Here is a 20865-nt window from a genome sequence, read left to right as displayed (position 1 = left end):
CCCGTCTCGTGGACGGGGCCGGCACCGGTGATCAGTTGGCGCTCGCCTCGGCGCTGCTGGCCTCGGGCGCCGAGCTGTCGGTCCGGGTGACGTCCTCGGCACGGGCCTGGGTCATCGACTCCAGATCGATCACCTCGGAGATCGGCTCGAGGGAGCCGTCGCCGCCACGGCGGGAGAAGGTCAGCTCGCCGAGCAGGCCCTCGCCCTCCGCGTCCACGACGATCTCGTCGCCCACCTGGACCTGACCGAACAGGATGCGCTCGGAGAGGGTGTCCTCGATGTCGCGCTGGATCGTGCGACGCAGCGGCCGCGCGCCGAGCACCGGGTCGTAGCCCTTCTCGGCCAGCAGGTCCTTCGCCACCGGGGTGAGCGTGAGGGACATGTCCTTGTCGTGCAGGCGCTTCTCGAGCTTGGCGATCTCGAGATCCACGATCTCGACGATCTCCTTCTTCGACAGCTGCGGGAAGACCACCACGTCATCGACACGGTTGAGGAACTCGGGCTTGAAGTGCTGCTTGAGCTCCTCGTGGACCTTCGACTTCATCCGCTCGTAGTCGGTGGAGAGGTCGCCGCCCGCGGTGAAGCCCATGGACACGCCCTTGGCGATGTCCCGGGTGCCGAGGTTGGTGGTCATGATGATGATGGTGTTCTTGAAGTCGACCATCCGGCCCTGCGAGTCGGTGAGGCGACCGTCCTCGAGAATCTGCAGCAGCGAGTTGAAGATGTCCACATGAGCCTTCTCCACCTCGTCGAACAGCACCACGGAGAACGGCTTGCGGCGCACCTTCTCGGTGAGCTGGCCGCCCTCGTCGTAGCCGACGTAGCCGGGGGGCGAGCCGAAGAGCCGCGAGGCGGTGTGCTTCTCGCCGAACTCGGACATGTCGAGCTGGATGAGGGACTCCTCGTCGCCGAAGAGGAACTCCGCGAGGGCCTTGGCGAGCTCCGTCTTGCCGACGCCCGTGGGGCCGGCGAAGATGAACGAGCCGCCCGGACGCTTGGGATCCTTGAGCCCGGCACGGGTGCGACGGATCGCGCGGGAGATGGCCTTGATCGCCTCGTCCTGCCCGATGACGCGCTTGTGCAGCTCGTCCTCCATGTGCAGCAGCCGCGAGGACTCCTCCTCCGTGAGCTTGACGATCGGGATGCCCGTCGAGGCGGCCAGCACCTCGGCGATGACCTCCTCGCTCACGGTGGTCACGGCGTCGGACTCGCCGTGGCGCCAGGCCTTCTCCTTGTCGTCACGCTCCGACTTGAGCTTCTGCTCCTCGTCGCGCAGGGAGGCGGCGAGCTCGAAGTCCTGCCCGTCGATAGCCTCCTCCTTCTTCTTGCGGGTCTCCTCGATGCGCGCGTCGAACTCCTTGAGCTCGGGCGGCGCGGTGAGGCGACGGATCCGCAGCCGGGCGCCGGCCTCGTCGATCAGGTCGATGGCCTTGTCCGGCAGGAAGCGGTCGTTGACATAGCGGTCGGCGAGGTTCGCCGCCGCGACCAGCGCTGCATCGGTGATGGTCACTTTGTGGTGCGCCTCGTAGCGGTCGCGCAGACCCTTGAGGATCTCCACGGTGTGGGTCACCGACGGCTCGTCGACCTGGATCGGCTGGAAGCGACGCTCGAGCGCGGCATCCTTCTCGATGTGCTTGCGGTACTCCTCGAGCGTGGTCGCACCGATGGTCTGCAGCTCGCCTCGCGCCAGCATGGGCTTGAGGATGCTGGCGGCATCGATCGCGCCCTCGGCGGCACCCGCACCGACCAGGGTGTGGATCTCGTCGATGAACAGGATGATGTCACCGCGGGTGCGGATCTCCTTGAGCACCTTCTTCAGGCGCTCCTCGAAGTCGCCGCGGTACCGGGAGCCCGCGACCAGGGAACCCAGGTCGAGGGTGTAGATCTGCTTGTCCTTGAGCGTCTCGGGCACGTCCCCGGCCACCACGGACTGCGCCAGACCCTCGACCACGGCACTCTTGCCCACGCCGGGCTCGCCGATCAGCACCGGGTTGTTCTTGGTGCGGCGCGAGAGCACCTGCATGACCCGCTCGGCCTCGTGCTCGCGCCCGATGACCGGGTCGAGCTTGCCATCGCGGGCGGCCTGGGTGAGGTTGCGGCCGAACTGGTCCAGCACCAGCGAACCGGCGGGCTGGCCCTCGGCGGGGCCTCCGGCATTGGCCGGCTCCTTGCCCTGGTAGCCGGAGAGGCGCTCGATGACCTCCTGGCGCACGGCCGACGGCTCGGCCTTGAGTCGGGAGAGCACCTTGACCGCGGTGCCCTCGCCCTCGCGCAGCAGGCCCAGCAGGATGTGCTCGGTGCCGATGTAGTTGTGGCCCAGCTGCAGCGCCTCGCGCAGGCTCAGCTCGAGCACCTTCTTCGCGCGGGGGGTGAAGGGGATGTGGCCGCTCGGGGTCTGGTTGCCCTCGCCGATGATGTCGCGCACCTGCTCGCGCACGGCATCGAGGGTGACGCCGAGAGCCTCGAGGGCCTTCGCGCCGACGCCTTCGGCCTCGTGGATGAGCCCCAGCAGGATGTGCTCGGTGCCGATGTAGTTGTGGTTCAGCAGCCGTGCTTCGTCCTGTGCCAGGACGACGACGCGACGGGCGCGATCTGTGAAGCGTTCGAACATGGTCCTCCCCCGTCCGGTGGTGGTGATGGATCGAGAGTACGCGGATCCGGGGCGGAAGCGGCGCCTGTTCGCCGCTGGCGTGACACCCCCCCCATCGCGCCGGCTCGCCCGCCGACCTCGCGGTCGATCACGTCCTCGCCCGACGCCGACGTCGTACCATGACGCACGTCACATCATCACTCCCCCAGGAGGTCCCATGGGTGCCATCGTCGGCGGCATCATCCTGTTCGTGCTCGGCGCGATCGCACGCTTCGCGCTCGAGTTCGACATGCCCGGCGTCGATTCCGCGATGCTCGGAACGATCCTGATGGTCGCGGGGGCCGTGCTCTTCGTGGTCGGGCTGCTGCTCATGCTCCGCTCCCGCAAGACGGTCGTGAGCACGCAGAACGGTCCGGGAGGCTCCGTCTCCGAGCGGAGGGACCCTCCCGCGGGCATCTGAGGACGCTCCCGCCGCGGGCGGCACCTGCCCTGTCCCAGGCGATACCCTGGACGGCACGGCCGCCCGCGCCGCGCGAGCCCTGCGCGCGATCACTCCGGGCGGATCCCGCGAACGCTCGAACGGAGAGACATGGCAGACCTGGACGTGACCCGTGCGGATGCGGTGCTGATCGGTGGCGGAGTCGCCAGCGCGACGCTCGCCGCGATGCTCAGCGAGCTCGAGCCCAGCTGGGACATCGTGGTCCTCGAGCGGCTCCACACCCTGGGCGCGGAGTCCAGTGACGCCTGGAACAACGCGGGCACCGGGCACAGCGCGCTGTGCGAGCTGAACTACACCCCGCAGGACGTGGACGGCTCGGTCAGCCCCACCAAGGCGATCTCCATCAACGAGCAGTTCCAGGTCTCCCGCCAGTTCTGGGCGCACCTGGTGGAGAACGACCGGATCGGCGATCCCGGCGAGTTCATCCACACCGTCCCCCACATGAGCTTCGTGCACGGCATGGAGAACGTGGACTACCTGCGTCGGCGTCATGAGGCGCTCGCGAAGAACCCCCTCTTCGACCGCATGGAGTTCACCACCGAGCACGCGCAGCTGGCCGAGTGGGCGCCGCTGGTCGCCCAGGACCGCCCGGTCACCGAGACCATCGCCGCGACCCGCTCCCCCGACGGCACCGACGTCGACTTCGGCGCGCTGACCCGGCAGATGCTGGACTTCGCCTCCCGCGTCTCCACCACCGTCTCGACCGGCTCCGAGGTGGTGGATCTGCGCCGCATGGGCGAGGACTGGGGCGTGATGGTCCGCTCGACCCAGGACGACTCGCTGCGCGTGGTGCGTGCACCGTTCGTCTTCGTCGGGGCCGGCGGCTACGCCCTCCCGCTGCTGCAGAAGTCCGGGATCGACGAGATCCGCGGCTTCGGCGGCTTCCCGATCTCGGGCCAGTGGCTGCGCTGCACGGATCCGGAGATCATCGCGCGCCACGACGCGAAGGTGTACGGCAAGGCGGCCGTCGGTGCCCCACCGATGAGCGTCCCCCATCTGGACACCCGCTACGTGGGCGGCAAGCGATCGCTGATGTTCGGCCCCTACGCGGGCTGGTCCCCGAAGTTCCTGAAGACCGGCCGCTTCACTGACCTGTTCGAGTCGATCAAGCCCTCGAACATCACCCAGATGATGGCCGTCGCACCTCCGAACCTCGACCTCATGGTCTACCTCGGCTCCCAGCTCGCGGCCACCCACCAGCAGCGTTTCGAGGCCCTGCTGGAGTACATGCCCAGCGCCGTTCCCTCCCAGTGGGAGGAGGTCACCGCCGGACAGCGCGTGCAGGTGATCGCCCCGGACGCGAAGAAGCACGGCGTGCTGCAGTTCGGCACCCAGCTGATCACCTCCGCGGACGGCTCGATCGGCGGCATGCTCGGCGCCTCCCCCGGCGCCTCCACCGCCACGAGCATCATGCTGAACATGCTCGAGCGCATGTTCCCCCAGCGCATCGACGCCTGGCGTCCCGCGCTGACCCAGATGGTCCCCAGCTGGGGACGCTCGCTCTCCGAGGATGCCGACGAGGCGCACCGCACTCTCGAGGCGACCGCGGACTCCCTGGGCCTGCGCCACTCCTGACCCCCGCTCCCGGGGCCGCAGCGACGTGGCCCCGGGCGCCTCAGCCGCCGGAGCGCATGATGACGAGGAAGGACAGCAGATGCGCATCTCCTTGATGACCACATGCCTGGTGGACGTGATGGCGCCGGACGTCGCCCGGGCTACCGTCACCCTGCTCGAGCGGCTCGGCCACGAGGTGGTGTTCGACAAGCGCCAGACCTGCTGCGGGCAGATGCACACCAACTCCGGGTATTACACGGAGGCCGCGCCGGTGGTGCGCTCGTTCGTGGACACCTTCGAGCCGTCCCTCGACGAGGTCGACGCGATCGTCATGCCGTCCGGCTCCTGCGCCGGCTGCGTGCGCGACCAGCACCGGCTGGTGGCCCGCCACCAGGGCGACAGCGAGCTCGAGGAGCGTGCCGCGGCCGTCTCGGCGAAGACCTACGAGCTCTCCGAGCTGCTGATAGACGTGCTGAAGGTCTCCGATGTCGGCGCCTACTTCCCGCATGCGGTGACCTACCACCCCACCTGCCACTCGATGCGCTTCCTCAAGGTCGGGGCGCGGCCGCTGAAGCTGCTGCGCGGCGTGGAGGGCATCGAGATCAGGAACCTGCCGGAATCGGACACCTGCTGCGGTTTCGGCGGCACCTTCTCCGTCAAGAACGACGCGACCAGCGATGCGATGGTCACCGACAAAGCCGCGAACGTGGAGCGCAGCGGTGCCGAGTTCGTGGTCGCGGGCGATGCCTCGTGCCTGATGAACATCGGCGGGAAGCTGCGCCGCACCGGCGCCGCGCCCCGCTCGATCCACCTCGCCCAGATCCTCGCCTCCACGCGCGAGGATCCCTTCGTGCCCTCCGAGACGATCCTGGGCAGGGCCCGGTGAACCCCGCGCACGGTGCGGCGATCGCCTCGCGGGGTTCCCTGATCTCCGCACGCTTCGCTCTGAGCAACGAGGAGTCAGCACAGTGAGCACAGTCGATCTCGGCATGCCGTCGGTCCGCCCGCAGCACGCCTCTCCCAGCTCCACCCTGCGCGGGCAGCGAGGGTTCCCCGCCATGGCGCGCGAGGAGCTCGCCGATCCCACGCTGCGCGGGAACCTGCGCCGCGCCACCTCCACCATCCAGTCCAAGCGCAGCGCCGCGGTGCGCGAGGTGCGCGACTGGCAGAAGCTCCGCAGCGCCGGCAGCGCACTGAAGTGGCAGGTCACCGATCATCTCCCGGAGATGCTGGAGCAGCTCGAGGAGTCCGTGACCGCGGCGGGCGGCGTGGTGCACTGGGCCCGCGATGCGGACGAGGCCGGGGACATCGTCACCCGCCTGGTCCGTGAGCGGGGCGCGAACGAGGTGCTCAAGGTCAAGTCGATGGCCACCCAGGAGATCAACCTCAACGAGGTGCTCGCCCATGCCGGCATCCGCGCGATCGAATCGGATCTGGCCGAGCTGATCGTCCAGCTCGCCGATGACACCCCCAGCCATATCCTGGTTCCGGCGATCCACCGCAACCGAGCCGAGATCCGCGAGATCTTCCTCGCCGCGATGCCGGACCTCGACCCGTCGATCACCGACGAGCCCTCCGAGCTGGCGGAGGCGGCCCGCCGCTTCCTGCGCGAGAAGTTCCTGGACATTCCCGGCTCGGTGGCGATCTCCGGAGCGAACTTCGCAGTGGCCGAGACCGGCACCATGGTGGTCGTCGAGTCGGAGGGCAACGGGCGGATGTGCCTGACCCTGCCCAGGACCCTCATCTCCGTGGTGGGCATCGAGAAGATCGTCCCCACCTTCGAGGATCTCGAGGTCTTCCTCCAGCTGCTGCCGCGCTCCTCGACCGGGGAGCGGATGAACCCGTACACCACGATGTTCACCGGGGTCCACGAGGGCGACGGCCCCGAGGAGTTCCACCTGGTGCTGCTGGACAACGGCCGCTCCGCGGTGCTCGAGGACCCTGAGGGACGCAGCGCCCTGCACTGCATCCGCTGCTCGGCGTGCCTGAACGTGTGCCCCGTCTACGCGCGCACCGGCGGCCACGCCTACGGCTCGACCTATCCGGGCCCGATCGGCGCGATCCTCTCGCCGCAGATGACGGGGATGAGCGGGAGCGATGACCCGAGCTCGACCCTCCCCTACGCCTCGAGCCTGTGCGGCGCCTGCTATGACGTCTGCCCCGTGAAGATCAACATCCCCGAGATCCTGGTGCATCTGCGCGCCCAGGACGTGGACCGCAGGCGCGAGACGCGCGGCGACTTCCACAGCAGCTGGGACCTGGCCCTCCAGGGCGCGAGCACGCTGATGTCCTCTCCGCGCGCCTATGACCTCGCGGTGCGCTCCGCCGGGCCGCTCACCTCCCTGCTGGGCGGCACCAACATCGGCAGGCTCCCCGGTGCGCTCCCGCTGATCCCGGGCTGGACCGATCACCGTGATCTCCCCAAGCCCGGCGCCTCCTTCCGCTCCTGGTGGGACCAGCGCGAGAAGGACCGCGCCCGGGGCGGCAGCGCCCCCGCCACGGACTCCACGCCACAGGATGACCGGAGCGGGCTGGAGGAGCAGTCATGAGCGGGTGGGACGATGCGCGCCCGGCCCGCACCCCCGGGGTGAGCGCCAAGGAGGAGATCCTCGCTCGGCTGCGCACCGCACTGGCCGCCCCTCGCCGGGACGAGATCACCACCGCCGAGGATGTGCCGCGCACCTACCAGCGCGCCGACGACAAGCAGGAGCTGCGCACCGCCCCCGAGAAGGTGCGCGGGGTGCTCGTCCAGCGCCTCGAGGACTACACCGCCGTGGTGCACCGCACCACCGCCTCACAGGCACCGGCGGCGATCGCGGCCGCGCTGGGAGAGGCCCGCTCCGTGGTGGTCCCCTCCGCGCTGCCGGGCTCCTGGACCGAGGCGGTCACGGCGGATCTGATCGTCGATGACGGCAGCGCGAGCCCGCGCGACCTCGATGCGATCGACGCCGTGCTCACCGGGTGCCACACCGCCATCGCGCTGACCGGCACGATCGTGCTGCGCGCCGACGGTCGCGGCGGTCGCCGCGCCATCTCGCTGGTGCCGGACCACCACGTCATCGTGGTCGAGGCCGAGCAGGTGGTGCTGGGCGTCCCCAAGGCGATCGAGCGCATGGGCGAGGATCCCCGTGCGGCCTGGACGATGATCTCCGGGCCCAGCGCGACCAGCGACATCGAGCTCGAGAGGGTCGAGGGCGTCCATGGGCCGCGCCGCCTCGACGTGGTGCTCATCGAGCCGGAGCCCGAGCCCGCCCCCGACGACGAGGCGGGCGCAGAGCCGTCCGCCGAACAGGAGAGAACCTCATGAACGATTCCACCCCCACCGCGGGCATCGAGCTGCCCGCCGCCGGGACCTCCCGCGACCGCGGGCAGCTGTTCCGCCTCAGCGCCGGGCCCTACACGGCCGAGATCTCGGCCGTCGGCGCGACCCTCGAGTCCCTCACGGTGGGCGGGCGCGATCTGCTGGTGCGCAGCCCGGAGACCGGGCCGATGCAGTTCTACCGCGGCGCGATCGTCGCGCCCTGGCCCAATCGCATCGGCGACGGCGCCTACACCTGGGACGGGCAGCAGATCCAGACCGCCCTCACCGAGCCCGAGCGCGGCAACGCCCTCCATGGCCTGGTCTCCTTCCAGCTGTTCTCCCCGACCACGGTCGCCGAGGACGAGCTGGTGCTGAGCACCCAGCTGTTCCCCTCCCCCGGCTACCCCTTCCACCTGGTGCTCGCCGTGCACTACGCGCTGGATCCCGAGGAGGGGCTCACCACGACCGTGACGGCGCGGAACATCGGCGCACAGGACGCGCCCTACGGCGTGTGCCCGCACCCGTACCTGGTCGCGGGCCCCGAGCCGCTGGACGAGTGGTCGCTGCGGATGGAGGCCGGCACCGTGCTCACCGTCACCGAGGATCGTCTGCTGCCCACCGGCACCGCTCCTGTCGCACCCGGTGACGCCTTCGACTTCCGCTCCCCCGCTGTGATCGGCGAGCTGTTCGTCGACCACGCCTTCACGGATCTGGGCCGTGACGCGCAGGGCCGCACCACCATCACGGTCACCGCGCCGGGCGGCACCGGGGTCGAGCTCACCGCCGGGGAGGAGCTCCCCTGGCTGCAGGTCCACACCGGTGACCGTCCCGAGCCGGAGAACCACCGCCTCGGTCTCGCGGTCGAGCCGATGACCTGCCCGCCCGATGCCTTCCGCAGCGGCACCGATGTGGTGCGCCTGGCCCCCGGCGCGGAGCACGTGGCCTCCTGGACCCTGCGCGGCTGGTGATCTCACGCGCCGGGGCGCGCGGTATCCGTCGCCCCGGCGGCACAGCACGCCAAGGGCCCGCCACCGATGGTGACGGGCCCTTGGCGTGCTGAGGGGACCCCTGGGGGCGGCGTCAGCCGCGTCCCGGAGGTGAGGGGATCACTCCCCGTGAGCCTCTTCGTAGGCCTTGCGGATGGTGCCGGAGATGCGGCCGCGGTCCGGGACCTCGTAGCCGGCCTCGCGCGCCCACTCACGAATCTTCGCCGAGTCGTTCGAGCTGCTGCGCGAGCCGGAGGTGCCCCGTGCGCGGCGTCCGCCGACGCGACGCGCCTTCTCGGTCCAGCTGCCGAGCTCCTCGCGGAGCTTCGCGGCGTTCTCCTCGGACAGATCGATCTCGTAGGCGACTCCGTCCAGAGCGAAGCTGACGGTCTCCACGGCCTTGTCGCCGGTGAGATCGTCGATCAGCTCCACGTACGTCTTCCGTGCCATAGGGGTTCTCCCTCGTTGATCTGGCTTCATAGTTCCACGCGATCTCTGGAGAGTTCCGCGCCGAGCAACAGTATCTGTGTATCACGGGCAGATTTCAAATGCATTACAGCATTCACCCACTAAGAGTGATTCGGTTCATCCTTGGCACGGCGTTCACGGTATTGGCGTTCCGCTTCTCGTTCCATCTCGCGCTCACCGCGATCTGCACGCATCATCGCCCTGATCACGAACCAGAACAGCAGCCCCACGCCGATCGACGGGAGCAGCGCACCGGCCTCGAACCAGAATCCGGAGTCCATCTCAGGCCTCCGGCTTCACGAGCGGGAACAGGATCGTCTCGCGGATGCCCAGGCCGGTCAGCGCCATGAGCAGGCGATCCACGCCCATGCCCATGCCGCCGGTGGGCGGCAGCGCGTACTCCATCGCCTCGAGGAAGTCCTCGTCCAGGCGCATAGCCTCGTCATCGCCCTGCGCGGCGAGCTCCGCCTGCTGGGCGAAGCGCTCGCGCTGGATGACCGGATCCACGAGCTCCGAGTAGCCGGTGCCGAGCTCGAAGCCGCGCACGTACAGATCCCACTTCTCGACCACGCCGGGCTCGCTGCGGTGCGCACGCACCAGCGGGCTGGTCTCGACCGGGAAGTCGCGCACGAAGGTCGGGGCGTGGAGGTGATCGCCCACCCGGTGCTCGAACAGCTCCTCGACCAGCTTGCCGTGCCCGTACTTGGGGTGATCCAGATCCAGCTCGAGGGAACGGGCGATCTCCCGCAGCCGCGCCGGCGAGGTCTCGGGGGTGATCTCCTCGCCGAGGGATTCTGAGAGGGAGCCGTAGACGGTGATCTTGTCCCATTCCCCGGAGAAGTCGTATTCAGAGCCGTCGGCGAGGGTGACCACCTGGGAACCGGTCGCGCGCTCCGCGGCCTCCTGCACGAGCTGACGGGTCAGCTCTCCGATCGTGTCGTAATCCCCGTAGGCCTGATAGGCCTCGAGCATCGCGAACTCGGGAGAATGCGTGGAATCTGCGCCCTCATTGCGGAAATTGCGGTTGATCTCGAAGACCCTCTCGAGCCCGCCCACAGCCGCGCGCTTGAGGAACAGCTCGGGGGCGATGCGGAGGTAGAGGTCCAGATCGAAGGCGTTCATGTGGGTGACGAAGGGCCGTGCCGCGGCGCCGGAGGGGATCACCTGCAGCATCGGGGTCTCGATCTCCACGAACTCGCGTTCGTGGAAGGAGCTGCGCAGGGAGTGCATCACCTCGGCACGCTGGCGCACCATGTCGCGCGCGTCCTGGCGCACGATCAGGTCCACGTAGCGGCGACGGACCCGGGACTCTTCCGAGAGCCCGGAGTGCAGCACGGGTAGGGGACGCACGGCCTTGGCCGCCATCTGCCAGCTGTCTGCGAAGATGCTGAGCTCGCCGCGCCGGGAGGCACCCACACGGCCGTGGAAGAAGACGTGGTCGCCCAGGTCGACGTCGGCCTTGAGATCGGCCAGGCGCTCCTCGCCGATCACGGCCTGCGAGGCCATGATCTGCAGGCGCTTCCCGGCGCCGTCCTGGAGGGTGACGAAGGCGAGCTTGCCGGTGTTGCGCTGGAACACCACGCGGCCGGCCACGCCGACCTCGTCCTGCGTCTCCTGGCCGGCCTCGAGATGGCCGTAGGCGGAGCGCACCTGGGCGATGCTGGTGGTCACGGGCACCGAGACGGGATAGGCCTCCTCGCCGCGCGCCAGCAGCCGCTCCCGCTTGGACTTTCGGACCGCGACCTGGTCGGAGGTGTCCGTCGTGTCGGGGCCAGGGAGATTCTCGCTCATGCCCGCGATTGTCTCATCACCTCTGCGGCGAGGGGCGTCCTGCTCACGCTCCTGTAGCAACCGCCACAGCCGCATCGAGCAGCCGGGTGCCCTCGACCCGGCCCGCGAGCACCAGCAGCACCTCGCCGCGGTAGTCTGAGCCGATCTCCTCGAGCGTGGCCGGGTCCAGGGCGAGGGCGTAGTCCCAGTCGATCTCGGCGCGCTCGAGCGCGGCCCGCAGAGCGGCCCGGATGCCGCTCACCGATCCGGCGGCGGCGAGGGCGGACTCGAGAGTGCGGGACAGGGCCAGCGCCTGCGCACGGCCCTGATCGCTGAGGTAGACGTTGCGGCTCGAGCGTGCCAGTCCCGTCTCCTCGCGCTCGATCTCGACCGGCTCGATCCGCACCGGCAGATCGAGATCGGCGACCAGGCGCTGGATGATGGCGAGCTGCTGGGCGTCCTTGCGCCCGAACACGCTGAGGTGGGGATCGATCAGGCGCAGCAGCTTGGCCACCACGGTGACCACCCCGTCGAAGTGCCCGGGCCGGGCGGCGCCCTCGAGGATCGTGCCGGCGTGCCCGGCGCTCACCGAGACCGTCGGCGGCAGCACCGGGTACATCTCCTCCGCCGACGGCGCGAAGACCACGTCCACGAGACCGTCCACCAGCGCGAGATCGCCCTCGAGGTCCCGCGGGTAGGCCTCGTAGTCCTCCCCCGGGCCGAACTGGAGGGGGTTGACGAAGACGCTGAGGATCACGTGATCGGCGAGCTCGCGGGCACGGCGCACGAGGGCCAGATGCCCGCTGTGCAGGGAGCCCATGGTGAGCACGGCGGCGACGGCGCCCTCCATCGCGGCCCGCTGCTCGCGCAGCTCCGCCTTGGTGGTCACCAGGCGCGTGGCCGTGCCGCGGGTCTGTCCGGCACCGGGCGGTGTGGTCATCTGTCGTCCTCCGTGGGCGGGCGGTCCTCGAGCAGGTCCCGGATCGCGCTCCGGGACTGCTCCGGGATTCTGGCACGGCGCAGCGCCGCCGATGCGAGGGCGCGGTAGGTGGCGGAGGTGTCGCCGTGCTCTCCCGGCGCGCCGGTGCCGTCGAGGTCCTCGAGCGCCTCGAGGTGCGCCGCGACGGTCCCGGCGTCCCCTCGCCCGACGGGGCCGGTGAGCGCCTTGCCGCCGTGGCGCAGGGACTCGTCCAGCGCGGCCTCCAGCAGCGGGCGCAGATAGGCCCCGGGATCGGCGATGCCGAGCCGGGACAGCGCCTCGCGGGCCTGGTCCACGAGCACCACCAGATGGTTCGCGGCGTGGGCGAGGGAGGCGTGGTAGAGCGAGCGGTCGCCCTCGGCGATCACGGTCGCCTCTCCCCCGAGCTCGACCACCAGCGCGGCCGCGATCGGCAGCAGCTCCGGGGAGGCGGTGATGCCCATCGGGCAGCCCACCAGGCGTGCGAGGTCGGTGCGCGTGCCGGTGAAGGTCATCGCCGGGTGGATCGCGAGGGTGGCGCTGCCGGCCTCGGCGAGGGGCGCGAGCACCTCGGTGCCGTAGCGGCCAGAGGTGTGGACCACGAGCTGTCCGCCCGGCATCAGCCCGGTCGCGGCGATGCCGGCGGCGAGGGGGCCCAGCTGGTCGTCGGGCACGGCCAGCAGCAGCATCTCGCTGCGTTCGACCAGGGCCGGCACATCAAGCAGCGGCACCCCGGGCAGCAGCTGCACGGCGCGCTCCCGCGAGGCGTCGGAGACGGCGTAGGCACCGGTGAGCGCATGGCCCTCGGCGCGCAGCGCGGCCCCGAGCACCGCGCCGACCCGGCCGGCGCCGATCACCCCGATGCCCAGTCGCGGCGGGGTCATCGCAGCCGGCCCTCGGCGGGGAGCGGCTCCTGCGCGGCCGCGGCGGGGGTGAGGCTGAGCACAGGCTGCGGCCAGTGCGCGCGGTCGCTGTAGCGGCGCAGCGTGGCCGCGTCGCGGGAGAGCACGGCGTGGAGGTCGAGGATCTCGGCGCGGGGCAGGCTGCTGACGTGCACCAGCTCCCCGGCGATGCCCACCTGCAGGTCCAGCACCCCGATCCGCCGGCTCAGCGGGCCGTCGGAGAGCGTGAGCTGCTGGATGCGCTCGCGGGGCACGATCTCCAGGCGGCGGGTGAACAGGCCCGAGCGGTTCACCAGCGCGCCGGGCAGCAGCACGGTCACGTCGGTGCGGCGCGCGATCCAGTACATCCGCACGCGGGTGCGCAGGCCCTCGATCTCGCGGGCGGGCGCGCTGAGCAGATGCTCGATGGTGGCCATGTCGTCGTCGGTGCCCAGGGGCGCGGCGAGGTGACCGAGGGTGGCGCGCAGCTCCTCGCGGGTGCCCACCGGGAGCACGTTCTGGGCGCCGTCCTCGCCGTCGTCCTCAATCCCGGCGACGGTGACGGTGGCAGCGGTCCAGTCCGGGCGGCGCCACAGCAGCGGTCGGCGCAGCTCGAGGCGCTGGATGCGCCCGGAGACGATGTTGTCGGTGCGCGTGTTCGCCAGGCCGCGGCGCATCCGCAGGCCCCGCTCGGTGATCCGGGAGACGAAGCCCCAGCCGGACTCGATCCGGCCGAACACGTACTTGGGCAGGGCGATGAGGGTGGGCAGCAGCGCGATGAACATCGCAGGGTTGATGCCGTCCTGCCAGATCGCGAGCGCGACCGCCACGGCCACGCCGACGATGCTCATCAGCACGCCGCTCACGAAGCCGATGTCCCGCACCAGCGAGCGGATCAGCCGCGAGGTGGGGATCTGCGCGATCAGCTCCCCCTCGGTGACCCCGTCGTGCAGGAAGCTCCGCAGCGCGCCGCCGGTCTGCGCCGACCCCTCCGACGCGGCAGGCGCAGGCTCGCTCCCGTCGGCGCCGCCCTCCGTGGCGGACTCGCCGTCCTGCCGGTGCGTGGGCTGCGCCTGCATGGCCTGCTCCGGGGGCGCGGCATGCTCGGCGATCCCGAGGATCCCGCGTCGCAGCTCCTCCGCGGCGGCGGACTTCACGTACTCGATGTCGATGTAGGACTCGCCGCTGCCTGCCACCTCGACCCGCACCTTGGCCATGCCCAGCAGCCGTGCCAGCAGCGGGCGCTCCACGGAGACGGATTCGATCCGTGCCCGCGGCGCGTACTCGCGGGAGCGGCTGATCATGCCGGAGTGCAGCGAGACGCCGCCCTCATCGACCGAGTAGGTGGTGAACCACCAGCTGAGCGCCGAGAGCAGGATCGCGATGAGGGCGGCGACCAGCAGCAGTCCCGCACCGATCAGGGCGCGCTGGATGGTGAACTCGTTCAGCAGCTGGGCGATGTTCTGGGCCGTGAGCACGGCGAGCACGCCCACCACGATCTTCCAGCCGGAGACCAGCGGGGTGATCGGATGGGTGCGATGGCGCGGGGTCTCGGGCCGGGGCTCGGTCGCGGCATGCGGGCCCGGGGCCGAGGGCGCCCGGCCCTCCTCGGGCGAGGTCTCGGCGGGGCTGGTCGGCGAGCTGCTCACAGCGCCGCCATCAGCTCGATGCCGCGGTCGGTGAGCAGGGAGCGCAGGCGCTCCGCCTCAGCCTTGGGCAGGCCGGGCAGGGTCTCCGTGCCACCGCCCGCGGCGGTGGTGATGGTCAGCGTCGCCAGGCCGTAGCGGCGCTCGATCGGCCCCTCCCCGATCTTCACGGACTGCACGCGACCGTACGGGATGGAGTGGACGGAGCGGAACATGATGCCGCTGGCGATGGTGAGGTCCTCCTCGCCGTCGAGGTAGCCGATCGCGCGCACCCGGCGCGGGGTCAGCAGCAGGCTCTGCGCGATCAGGGCCAGCGGCAGCAGGCCGCACGCGGCGATCCACCACCATCCGGTCAGCACCGTCCCCACGATCGCGGCGATGACCAGCACCAGCCAGAACACGTTCCCGGCGATGCCGCCGAGATAGCGGGCGGGGATCAGCTTCAGGGAGACAGGGCGCAGCCGCTCCGCGCCGAGCAGCCCGGGTGGGGCGTCGGCGAAGCGGCGAGCAGGGACGTGGGGCTGTGCGGGGGTCGCCTCGATCGGTGCGCCGTCCCCGGGGCGGGGTGCGGCGTGCTGCTCGTGGGGGTCGGGCGCTGAGGTCATGGGCACCATCGTGTCATCCCGAGGCCGCGACCTGCACCGCCGGGAGTGGAGAGATCCTCCTCCGAAGGTCCGGGATGCGTGCGCACGGAGGTCGCCGGACGGCTCAGCCGCCCGCCTCCGCACCCTCAGCACCGTGCTCGCCGTCCTCCGGGGGCAGCTGGCCCCAGCGTTCGACGATCACACCCAGCACGCCCAGGATGATCCCTGCGAGCGCGGCGGCCGCGGTGGGCAGGACTCCGCGCAGCGGGTCCCCGATCCCGGTGATCAGCAGGAACAGCACCTGCCCGGTGAAGATGCCGCCCACCACCGCGCCGGTGTAGGCGCAGGCGCGGGCCAGCAGCACCGTCCGGTAGGCGGTGGGCAGATCGATCTGGTGGCGCCGCGGGGCGAAGCTCGGATGCTCCTTGCGCTCGGCGCTCTCGAGCATGTAGCGCCGCAGCGGCAGACCGTTCAGGAGCAGCACCGCGGCCAGCACCAGCAGCACCACGGTGGTCAGCCAGCCGGCGATCGGCAGGGAGTGGCCCCGCACGGCGAGGGTCTCGAGCATCTGCGCACCGAATCCCGCGCCGAGCACCAGGATCAGCACGAGCACCGGAACGTTCAGCGGCCTCACGAGAGCCCGTACCCCTCGATCGCGGGTCCGTCCCGCAGCCCGTCGCGGTCGGCGGCGCGCCGCAGCAGCGCGGCGATCGGGCCGTGGCCCGGCAGCTCGGCATCGGGCCGGGCGGCGTGCCAGGGGGCGAGCACGAAGGCGCGCTGGTGCGCGCGGGGATGGGGCACCGTGAGGGTCTCGTCCTGGCTGGTCCAGTCGCCGTAGGTGATCACGTCGACGTCGAGGGTGCGCGGCCCCCACCGCACCAGGCGCTCGCGGCGGGCGGCGTGCTCGGCGGCCTGCGCCGCCTCGAGCAGCGCGAAGGGGCCCAGCTGGGTGCGCACGCCGAGCACGGAGTTGAGGAAGGCGCCCTGTCCGTCGGGTCCGCCGACGGGGGCGGTCTCGAGCACCGGCCCGGTCCAGGCGATCTCGATCCCCTCGGTGCCGGCGAGCTGCGCGAGCGCGGCCCGCAGGTGCTCCTCGCGATCGCCCAGATTGGTGCCGAGGGCGAGCACCGCCTCGACCGGCGCCGCCTCCCGCTGGATGCTCACGGTGACGTCGCCGACGGGGAGGCCGACGGGCGCGGCGGGCTTGTGGACCCGCACCTCCGCCCGTCGCACGAGCGGGCGTCCGGTGTCGCTGAGGATGCGCTCCGCGATGTGCTCGGCGAGAGTCTCGACCAGGTCGTGGGGGCCGCCGAGGATCTCCTCGTGGACGGCGTGGGCGATCTCGGCGTAGTTCACTGTGCGCGAGAGCGCGTCCGCACGCCCCGCGGGGGCAGTGGACAGGTGCAGGGTCACGTCGACCACGAACTCCTGGCCGATCCGCTTCTCCTCGGCGAGCACGCCGTGATGGCCCCAGGCGCGGATCCCGGTGACTTCGATGCGGTCCAGTCGCGGTGCGCTCATCGACGCATGCTCCGACGCAGCCGGTCGCCCACGCGCACGGCGGGCAGCGTGGACTCCACGTCGTGCACGCGCACGGCCCAGGCGCCGTGCTCGGCGCTGTAGGCGCTGATCGCGGCGGTGGCGAGGTCGCGGTCCACGCCCAGCGCGCTGACGAAGCGCTTGCGGGAGGCGCCGATCAGCAGCGGGAGACCGTGCGAGGCCATCGCCTCCCAGTCGGCCAGGACCTCCCAGTTCTGCGCGCCGGTCTTGGAGAATCCCAGGCCCGGATCGGCGACCAGGAAGCGGTCCTCGACACCGGCCTCGCGCAGCATCGCAAGGCGCTGGGCGAGCTCGTCGGCGCTGTCCCGGGCGACGTCCTCGTAGTGGGCGAGGTCGTTCATCACGTCGCTGTGGCCGCGCCAGTGCATCGCGATGAAGACCGGCGGGGTGCCCCTGCGGGTGCGCAGCCGTGCCGCTTCCCGGCCCATCTCGATGTCGGCGCGGCCGGCGGAGACGTCGTTGACGATCAGCGCCCCGGCCTCGACGCTCGCTGCGGCCACCGAGGCGCGCATGGTGTCGACGCTGATCACGACGTCCTCGGCGGCGAGGGCGGCGACCACCGGCAGCACGCGCCGCAGCTCCTCGTCCTCGTCCACGCGCGGTGCGCCGGGACGGGTCGACTCCCCGCCCACGTCGACGATCGAGGCGCCCTGGCGGATCAGCCGGTGCCCGTGCTCGATCGCGGCGGGCGCGTCGTCATGCTGCCCGCCGTCGGAGAACGAATCCGGGGTCACGTTCAGCACGCCCATCACGAGCGTCTCGTCCCCGCCGAGACGCTCGGGGAGCCCGTCGGGGCGGCGCAGCGGCGACGGCACGTCGCTCACGCCCTGTTGATCAGTGCCATGGCCTCGCCTCGGGTGCTGGCGCTGTCCCGCAGCATCCCGCGCACCGCGCTGGTGACCGTGCGAGCGCCTGCGGCGCGCACCCCGCGCATGGACATGCACATGTGCTCGGCCTCGACCACCACGATCGCCCCGTCGGCACCGAGCTCCTCCATCAGCGCATCGGCGATCTGGAAGGTCAGCCGCTCCTGGACCTGCGGGCGCTGGGCGTACACGTTCACCAGGCGGGCGAGCTTGCTGAGCCCTGTCACCACGCCCCCGCCGGGGATGTATCCCACATGGGCCGTGCCGTGGAACGGCAGCAGGTGATGCTCGCACATCGAGTAGAAGGCGATGTCGCGCACCAGCACCAGCTCCTGGTGCTCGATGTCGAAGGTCGTCGAGAGGGGCTCGTGCGCGTCCTGGCCGAGGCCCTGGAAGACCTCGGCGTACATGCGGGCCACCCGTGCGGGTGTGTCCAGCAGCCCGTCGCGGTCCGGGTCCTCGCCGATCGCGGCGAGGATCTCGCGCACTGCGGCCTCGATGCGGGGCCTGTCGACCGTCATCTCAGCTCTCCGTCCCCTCACCGCGGTCGTAGCCGTAACCGGGCCCGCCGGTCCCGGGACCGCCCTGCGGCGCGCCGGGGATCTGCGGCCCCTCGCCGCCCGGGTGGGGCAGCTCGGGCGGGTTCGGCTGCAGCGGCTCGCCCGCGTCGTGCTCCTCGGTGCCGCTCGCCGTGGTCGTCGCGCCGACGGACGGCGCCGCCAGCGCAGGCCGCTCCTCGCTGGAGACCCACACCTCGCGGGGGGCCTGCTTCTTCACGTCGCGGAAGATCTCGGCGAGCTCGTGCTCGTTCAGGGTCTCCTTCTCGAGCAGCTCCTCGACCAGACGGTCCAGCACGTGGCGGTTCTCCACGATCACGGCCCAGGCCTCGTCGAGCGCGGTGTCGACGAGCTTGCGGACCTCCTGGTCGATCAGGCTCGCGGTCTCGCCGCTGAAGCGGGGCGCCTGGCCCTGCTGCATCCCGACGAACACCTCCTGATCGCCTTCGAGCGCGACCTGGCCCACGGCCTGGCTCATGCCCAGCTGCATGACCATGGTGCGCGCGATCTTGGTGGCGTTCTGCAGATCCGAGCTGGGGCCGGTGGTGACGTCGTGGAAGATGCTCTCCTCGACCGCGTACCCGCCGAGCGCGTAGGCCAGGCGGTCCAGCAGCTCGTTGCGGGACTGGTAGTTGCGGTCCTGGGTGGGCACCACCATCGTGTAGCCGCCCGCGCGGCCGCGGGGCAGGATCGTCACCTTGGTGACCGGTGCGGAGTTGTTCATCGCGGCCGCGACCAGGGCGTGGCCGCCCTCGTGATAGGCCGTCATCTGGCGCTCGCGCTCGCTCATCACCTTCGAGTACCGCTGCGGGCCCATGGAGACGCGGTCGATCGCCTCGTCCAGGGCGCGGTTGTCGATGATCTGGTTGCCCGAGCGGGCGGTCAGCAGGGCCGCCTCGTTGAGCACGTTGGCGAGGTCCGCGCCGGACATGCCGATGGTGCGCTTGGCGACGTGCTCGAGGTCGACGTCGTGCGCGAGCGGCTTGCCCTTGGCGTGCACGCCGAGGATGTGCAGGCGGCCCTTGAGGTCGGGGGCCTCGACCGCGATCTGCCGGTCGAAGCGGCCCGGGCGCAGCAGCGCCGGGTCGAGGATGTCGACGCGGTTGGTGGCGGCGATGAGGATGACGTTCTGGTTCTCGTCGAACCCGTCCATCTCCACCAGCATCTGGTTCAGGGTCTGCTCGCGCTCGTCGTGACCGCCGCCCATGCCGGCGCCGCGATGGCGGCCGACGGCGTCGATCTCGTCGATGAAGATGATCGCCGGGGAGTTCTCCTTGGCGGTGTTGAACAGGTCGCGCACGCGGCTCGCGCCGACGCCCACGAACATCTCCACGAAGTCCGAGCCGGAGATCGAGTAGAAGGGCACGTTCGCCTCGCCGGCGACGGCCTTGGCCAACAGGGTCTTGCCGGTGCCGGGCGGGCCGTACAGCAGCACACCCTTGGGGATCTTCGCGCCCACGGCCTGGTAACGGCCCGGATCGACGAGGAACTGCTTGATCTCGTCGAGCTCCTCGACGGCCTCCTCGGCCCCGGCGACGTCCGCGAAGGTGACCTTGGGGGCCTCCTTGTTGAACAGCTTCGCCTTGGACTTGCCGAACTGCATCGCCTTGCCGCCGCCCTGGGCGTTCATGATCAGGAACCAGAACAGGCCGATGAAGATCAGCAGGGGCAGGAAGGACAGCAGCAGCGTGGACCACCAGGAGCTGGTGGCGATCTCATCGGTGTAGCCCTTGGCCGGGGCGTTCTCCTCGACCGCCTGGACGACGGCCTCGGCGCGCGCGTCGACGTAGGCGAATCGCACCTCGGTGCCCTTGCTCTCCTCGCCGTCGACGAACTCCTCGGTGAGCACCAGGTCCACCCGCTGCTGGTTGCCGCCGGTGATCTTCACCTGCTCGACGGTGTCCCCGGCGAGCAGCTCGAGACCCTGCTGGGTGTCGATTTGCTGGTAGCCGTCACGGCCGAACAGGGAGAACATCGCCATTCCCAGCAGGAGCGCGACGATGATCCACAGCGCGAGGCCGGAGAACGGGCGGCGCTTCCTGCCGCTGGAATTCTTGGCGGAATCTGCCACGGGATCAGTCCTCGTAGACCGAGCGTGCGAGGACGCCCACGTAGGGGAGGTTGCGGTAGTTCTCGGCGTAGTCGAGGCCGTAGCCGATGACGAACTCGTTGGGGATGTCGAAGCCGACGTACTTCACGTCGATCTCGACCCGCGCGGCCTCGGGCTTGCGCAGCAGGGTCGCGATCTCGACGCTCTTGGGCCCGCGCGAGCGGAGGTTCGACAGCAGCCACTTCAGGGTGAGGCCGGAGTCGATGATGTCCTCGACGATCAGCACCTTGCGCCCGGTGATGTCACCGGAGAGGTCCTTGAGGATCCGCACCACGCCGGAGGACTTGGTGCCCGAACCGTAGGAGGAGACGGCCATCCAGTCCATCTCCACCTTGAGGTCGATCTGACGCGCCAGATCGGCCATCACCATCACCGCGCCTCGCAGCACGCCGACCAGGACCGGCGGCTCGTCCGCGTAGTCCTCGGCGATCTGCTGGCCGAGCTCTGCGAGCCGATCGCGGATCTGCTGCTCGTCCAGCAGCACGCGGTCGACATCGGGGTGGGGGTGCGTCTGGGGCACGCGGATCTCCTCCAT

At 70.8% G+C, this 20865-nt stretch carries 20 protein-coding genes; 6 read left to right on the top strand and 14 right to left on the bottom strand.

From position 1 onward, the window contains the following. Window positions 1-31 precede the first annotated feature (31 nt). Window positions 32-2611: an ATP-dependent Clp protease ATP-binding subunit gene (locus tag BN4251_RS01265; RefSeq protein ID WP_087483362.1), complete on the bottom strand. Its 2580-nt coding sequence runs from the start codon at window positions 2609-2611 to the stop codon at window positions 32-34. A gap of 196 nt (window positions 2612-2807) precedes the next feature. Here BN4251_RS01265 and BN4251_RS01260 point away from each other — a divergent pair, with 196 nt between their 5' ends. The 6 genes from BN4251_RS01260 to BN4251_RS01235 all read left to right on the top strand — a co-directional run bounded on the left by BN4251_RS01260 (window position 2808) and on the right by BN4251_RS01235 (window position 8912). Continuing rightward, window positions 2808-3050 carry a DUF6458 family protein gene (locus BN4251_RS01260; RefSeq protein WP_087483361.1) on the top strand — a complete coding sequence of 81 codons (243 nt, stop codon included), beginning with the start codon at window positions 2808-2810 and terminating at the stop codon, window positions 3048-3050. Window positions 3051-3179: 129 nt separating this feature from the next. Next, window positions 3180-4664, top strand: a complete 1485-nt coding sequence (locus tag BN4251_RS01255) for a malate:quinone oxidoreductase (protein ID WP_087483360.1) — start codon at window positions 3180-3182, stop codon at window positions 4662-4664. A 79-nt stretch (window positions 4665-4743) separates the two neighbouring features. Then, entirely contained in the window at window positions 4744-5529 is a 786-nt protein-coding gene (locus tag BN4251_RS01250; RefSeq protein WP_087483359.1) for a (Fe-S)-binding protein, read from the top strand. An 82-nt stretch (window positions 5530-5611) separates the two neighbouring features. Further along, window positions 5612-7192 carry a lactate utilization protein B gene (locus tag BN4251_RS01245; protein ID WP_087483358.1) on the top strand — a complete coding sequence of 527 codons (1581 nt, stop codon included), beginning with the start codon at window positions 5612-5614 and terminating at the stop codon, window positions 7190-7192. Beyond that, complete coding sequence (locus tag BN4251_RS01240) at window positions 7189-7950, top strand: LutC/YkgG family protein (protein ID WP_087483357.1); 762 nt, start codon at window positions 7189-7191, stop codon at window positions 7948-7950. The genes BN4251_RS01245 and BN4251_RS01240 overlap by 4 nt, the downstream gene beginning before the upstream one ends. Further along, window positions 7947-8912: an aldose 1-epimerase family protein gene (locus BN4251_RS01235; protein WP_087483356.1), complete on the top strand. Its 966-nt coding sequence runs from the start codon at window positions 7947-7949 to the stop codon at window positions 8910-8912. Before BN4251_RS01240 ends, BN4251_RS01235 begins: the two co-directional genes overlap by 4 nt. Window positions 8913-9050: 138 nt before the next feature. Here BN4251_RS01235 and BN4251_RS01230 read toward each other — a convergent pair whose 3' ends face one another. The 13 genes from BN4251_RS01230 to hpt all read right to left on the bottom strand — a co-directional run bounded on the left by BN4251_RS01230 (window position 9051) and on the right by hpt (window position 20850). Next, window positions 9051-9380: a histone-like nucleoid-structuring protein Lsr2 gene (locus BN4251_RS01230; RefSeq protein WP_087483355.1), complete on the bottom strand. Its 330-nt coding sequence runs from the start codon at window positions 9378-9380 to the stop codon at window positions 9051-9053. Window positions 9381-9499: 119 nt separating this feature from the next. Further along, a complete protein-coding gene (locus BN4251_RS01225) occupies window positions 9500-9679 on the bottom strand; it encodes a hypothetical protein (RefSeq protein ID WP_087483354.1) in 180 nt (59 codons plus the stop codon). A gap of 1 nt (window position 9680) precedes the next feature. Further along, on the bottom strand, window positions 9681-11189 hold the full coding sequence (gene lysS / locus BN4251_RS01220) for a lysine--tRNA ligase (RefSeq protein WP_087483353.1): 1509 nt from the start codon (window positions 11187-11189) through the stop codon (window positions 9681-9683). Window positions 11190-11232: 43 nt separating this feature from the next. Beyond that, entirely contained in the window at window positions 11233-12108 is an 876-nt protein-coding gene (gene panC / locus BN4251_RS01215) for a pantoate--beta-alanine ligase (protein ID WP_087483352.1), read from the bottom strand. After that, a complete protein-coding gene (locus BN4251_RS01210) occupies window positions 12105-13010 on the bottom strand; it encodes a Rossmann-like and DUF2520 domain-containing protein (RefSeq protein WP_087483351.1) in 906 nt (301 codons plus the stop codon). Before BN4251_RS01210 ends, panC begins: the two co-directional genes overlap by 4 nt. Beyond that, entirely contained in the window at window positions 13007-14656 is a 1650-nt protein-coding gene (locus BN4251_RS01205; RefSeq protein WP_087483350.1) for a PH domain-containing protein, read from the bottom strand. The genes BN4251_RS01210 and BN4251_RS01205 overlap by 4 nt, the downstream gene beginning before the upstream one ends. Further along, the gene (locus BN4251_RS01200; RefSeq protein WP_087483349.1) at window positions 14653-15258 is read right to left on the bottom strand and encodes a PH domain-containing protein; all 606 of its coding nucleotides are present in this window, start codon (window positions 15256-15258) and stop codon (window positions 14653-14655) included. The genes BN4251_RS01205 and BN4251_RS01200 overlap by 4 nt, the downstream gene beginning before the upstream one ends. Window positions 15259-15361: 103 nt before the next feature. Then, a complete protein-coding gene (locus BN4251_RS01195; RefSeq protein ID WP_087483348.1) occupies window positions 15362-15871 on the bottom strand; it encodes a DUF3180 domain-containing protein in 510 nt (169 codons plus the stop codon). Beyond that, window positions 15868-16758, bottom strand: coding sequence for a 2-amino-4-hydroxy-6-hydroxymethyldihydropteridine diphosphokinase (gene folK / locus BN4251_RS01190; protein ID WP_087483347.1), 891 nt, complete (start codon window positions 16756-16758; stop codon window positions 15868-15870). Before folK ends, BN4251_RS01195 begins: the two co-directional genes overlap by 4 nt. Continuing rightward, on the bottom strand, window positions 16755-17612 hold the full coding sequence (gene folP, locus BN4251_RS01185; RefSeq protein WP_087483419.1) for a dihydropteroate synthase: 858 nt from the start codon (window positions 17610-17612) through the stop codon (window positions 16755-16757). Before folP ends, folK begins: the two co-directional genes overlap by 4 nt. A 5-nt stretch (window positions 17613-17617) precedes the next feature. Further along, window positions 17618-18184: a GTP cyclohydrolase I FolE gene (gene folE, locus BN4251_RS01180; protein WP_087483346.1), complete on the bottom strand. Its 567-nt coding sequence runs from the start codon at window positions 18182-18184 to the stop codon at window positions 17618-17620. Between the two features lies 1 nt (window position 18185). Continuing rightward, window positions 18186-20291 (bottom strand): ATP-dependent zinc metalloprotease FtsH, encoded by a 2106-nt coding sequence (ftsH, locus tag BN4251_RS01175; protein WP_087483345.1) that lies wholly within the window; start codon window positions 20289-20291, stop codon window positions 18186-18188. Between the two features lie 4 nt (window positions 20292-20295). Then, complete coding sequence (gene hpt / locus BN4251_RS01170) at window positions 20296-20850, bottom strand: hypoxanthine phosphoribosyltransferase (protein ID WP_087483344.1); 555 nt, start codon at window positions 20848-20850, stop codon at window positions 20296-20298. Window positions 20851-20865 lie beyond the last annotated feature (15 nt).

It is taken from the genome of Brachybacterium massiliense (assembly GCF_900184245.1).
GTDB lineage: Bacteria > Actinomycetota > Actinomycetes > Actinomycetales > Dermabacteraceae > Brachybacterium > Brachybacterium massiliense.
The sequence above is the reverse complement of the archived record's forward strand: the minus strand, read 5'-3'. Positions and strand labels throughout refer to the sequence as shown.

Coding starts and splice junctions, on each gene's coding strand:
- BN4251_RS01255 (WP_087483360.1), top strand. CDS start 3,180: ATGGCAGACCTGGACGTGACCCGTGCGGATGCGGTGCTGATCGGTGGC.
- BN4251_RS01225 (WP_087483354.1), bottom strand. CDS start 9,679: ATGGACTCCGGATTCTGGTTCGAGGCCGGTGCGCTGCTCCCGTCGATC.
- BN4251_RS01265 (WP_087483362.1), bottom strand. CDS start 2,611: ATGTTCGAACGCTTCACAGATCGCGCCCGTCGCGTCGTCGTCCTGGCA.
- BN4251_RS01250 (WP_087483359.1), top strand. CDS start 4,744: ATGCGCATCTCCTTGATGACCACATGCCTGGTGGACGTGATGGCGCCG.
- BN4251_RS01235 (WP_087483356.1), top strand. CDS start 7,947: ATGAACGATTCCACCCCCACCGCGGGCATCGAGCTGCCCGCCGCCGGG.
- BN4251_RS01230 (WP_087483355.1), bottom strand. CDS start 9,380: ATGGCACGGAAGACGTACGTGGAGCTGATCGACGATCTCACCGGCGAC.
- BN4251_RS01210 (WP_087483351.1), bottom strand. CDS start 13,010: ATGACCCCGCCGCGACTGGGCATCGGGGTGATCGGCGCCGGCCGGGTC.
- BN4251_RS01200 (WP_087483349.1), bottom strand. CDS start 15,258: ATGACCTCAGCGCCCGACCCCCACGAGCAGCACGCCGCACCCCGCCCC.
- BN4251_RS01240 (WP_087483357.1), top strand. CDS start 7,189: ATGAGCGGGTGGGACGATGCGCGCCCGGCCCGCACCCCCGGGGTGAGC.
- folE (WP_087483346.1), bottom strand. CDS start 18,184: ATGACGGTCGACAGGCCCCGCATCGAGGCCGCAGTGCGCGAGATCCTC.
- lysS (WP_087483353.1), bottom strand. CDS start 11,189: ATGAGCGAGAATCTCCCTGGCCCCGACACGACGGACACCTCCGACCAG.
- folK (WP_087483347.1), bottom strand. CDS start 16,758: ATGAGCGCACCGCGACTGGACCGCATCGAAGTCACCGGGATCCGCGCC.
- panC (WP_087483352.1), bottom strand. CDS start 12,108: ATGACCACACCGCCCGGTGCCGGACAGACCCGCGGCACGGCCACGCGC.
- BN4251_RS01260 (WP_087483361.1), top strand. CDS start 2,808: ATGGGTGCCATCGTCGGCGGCATCATCCTGTTCGTGCTCGGCGCGATC.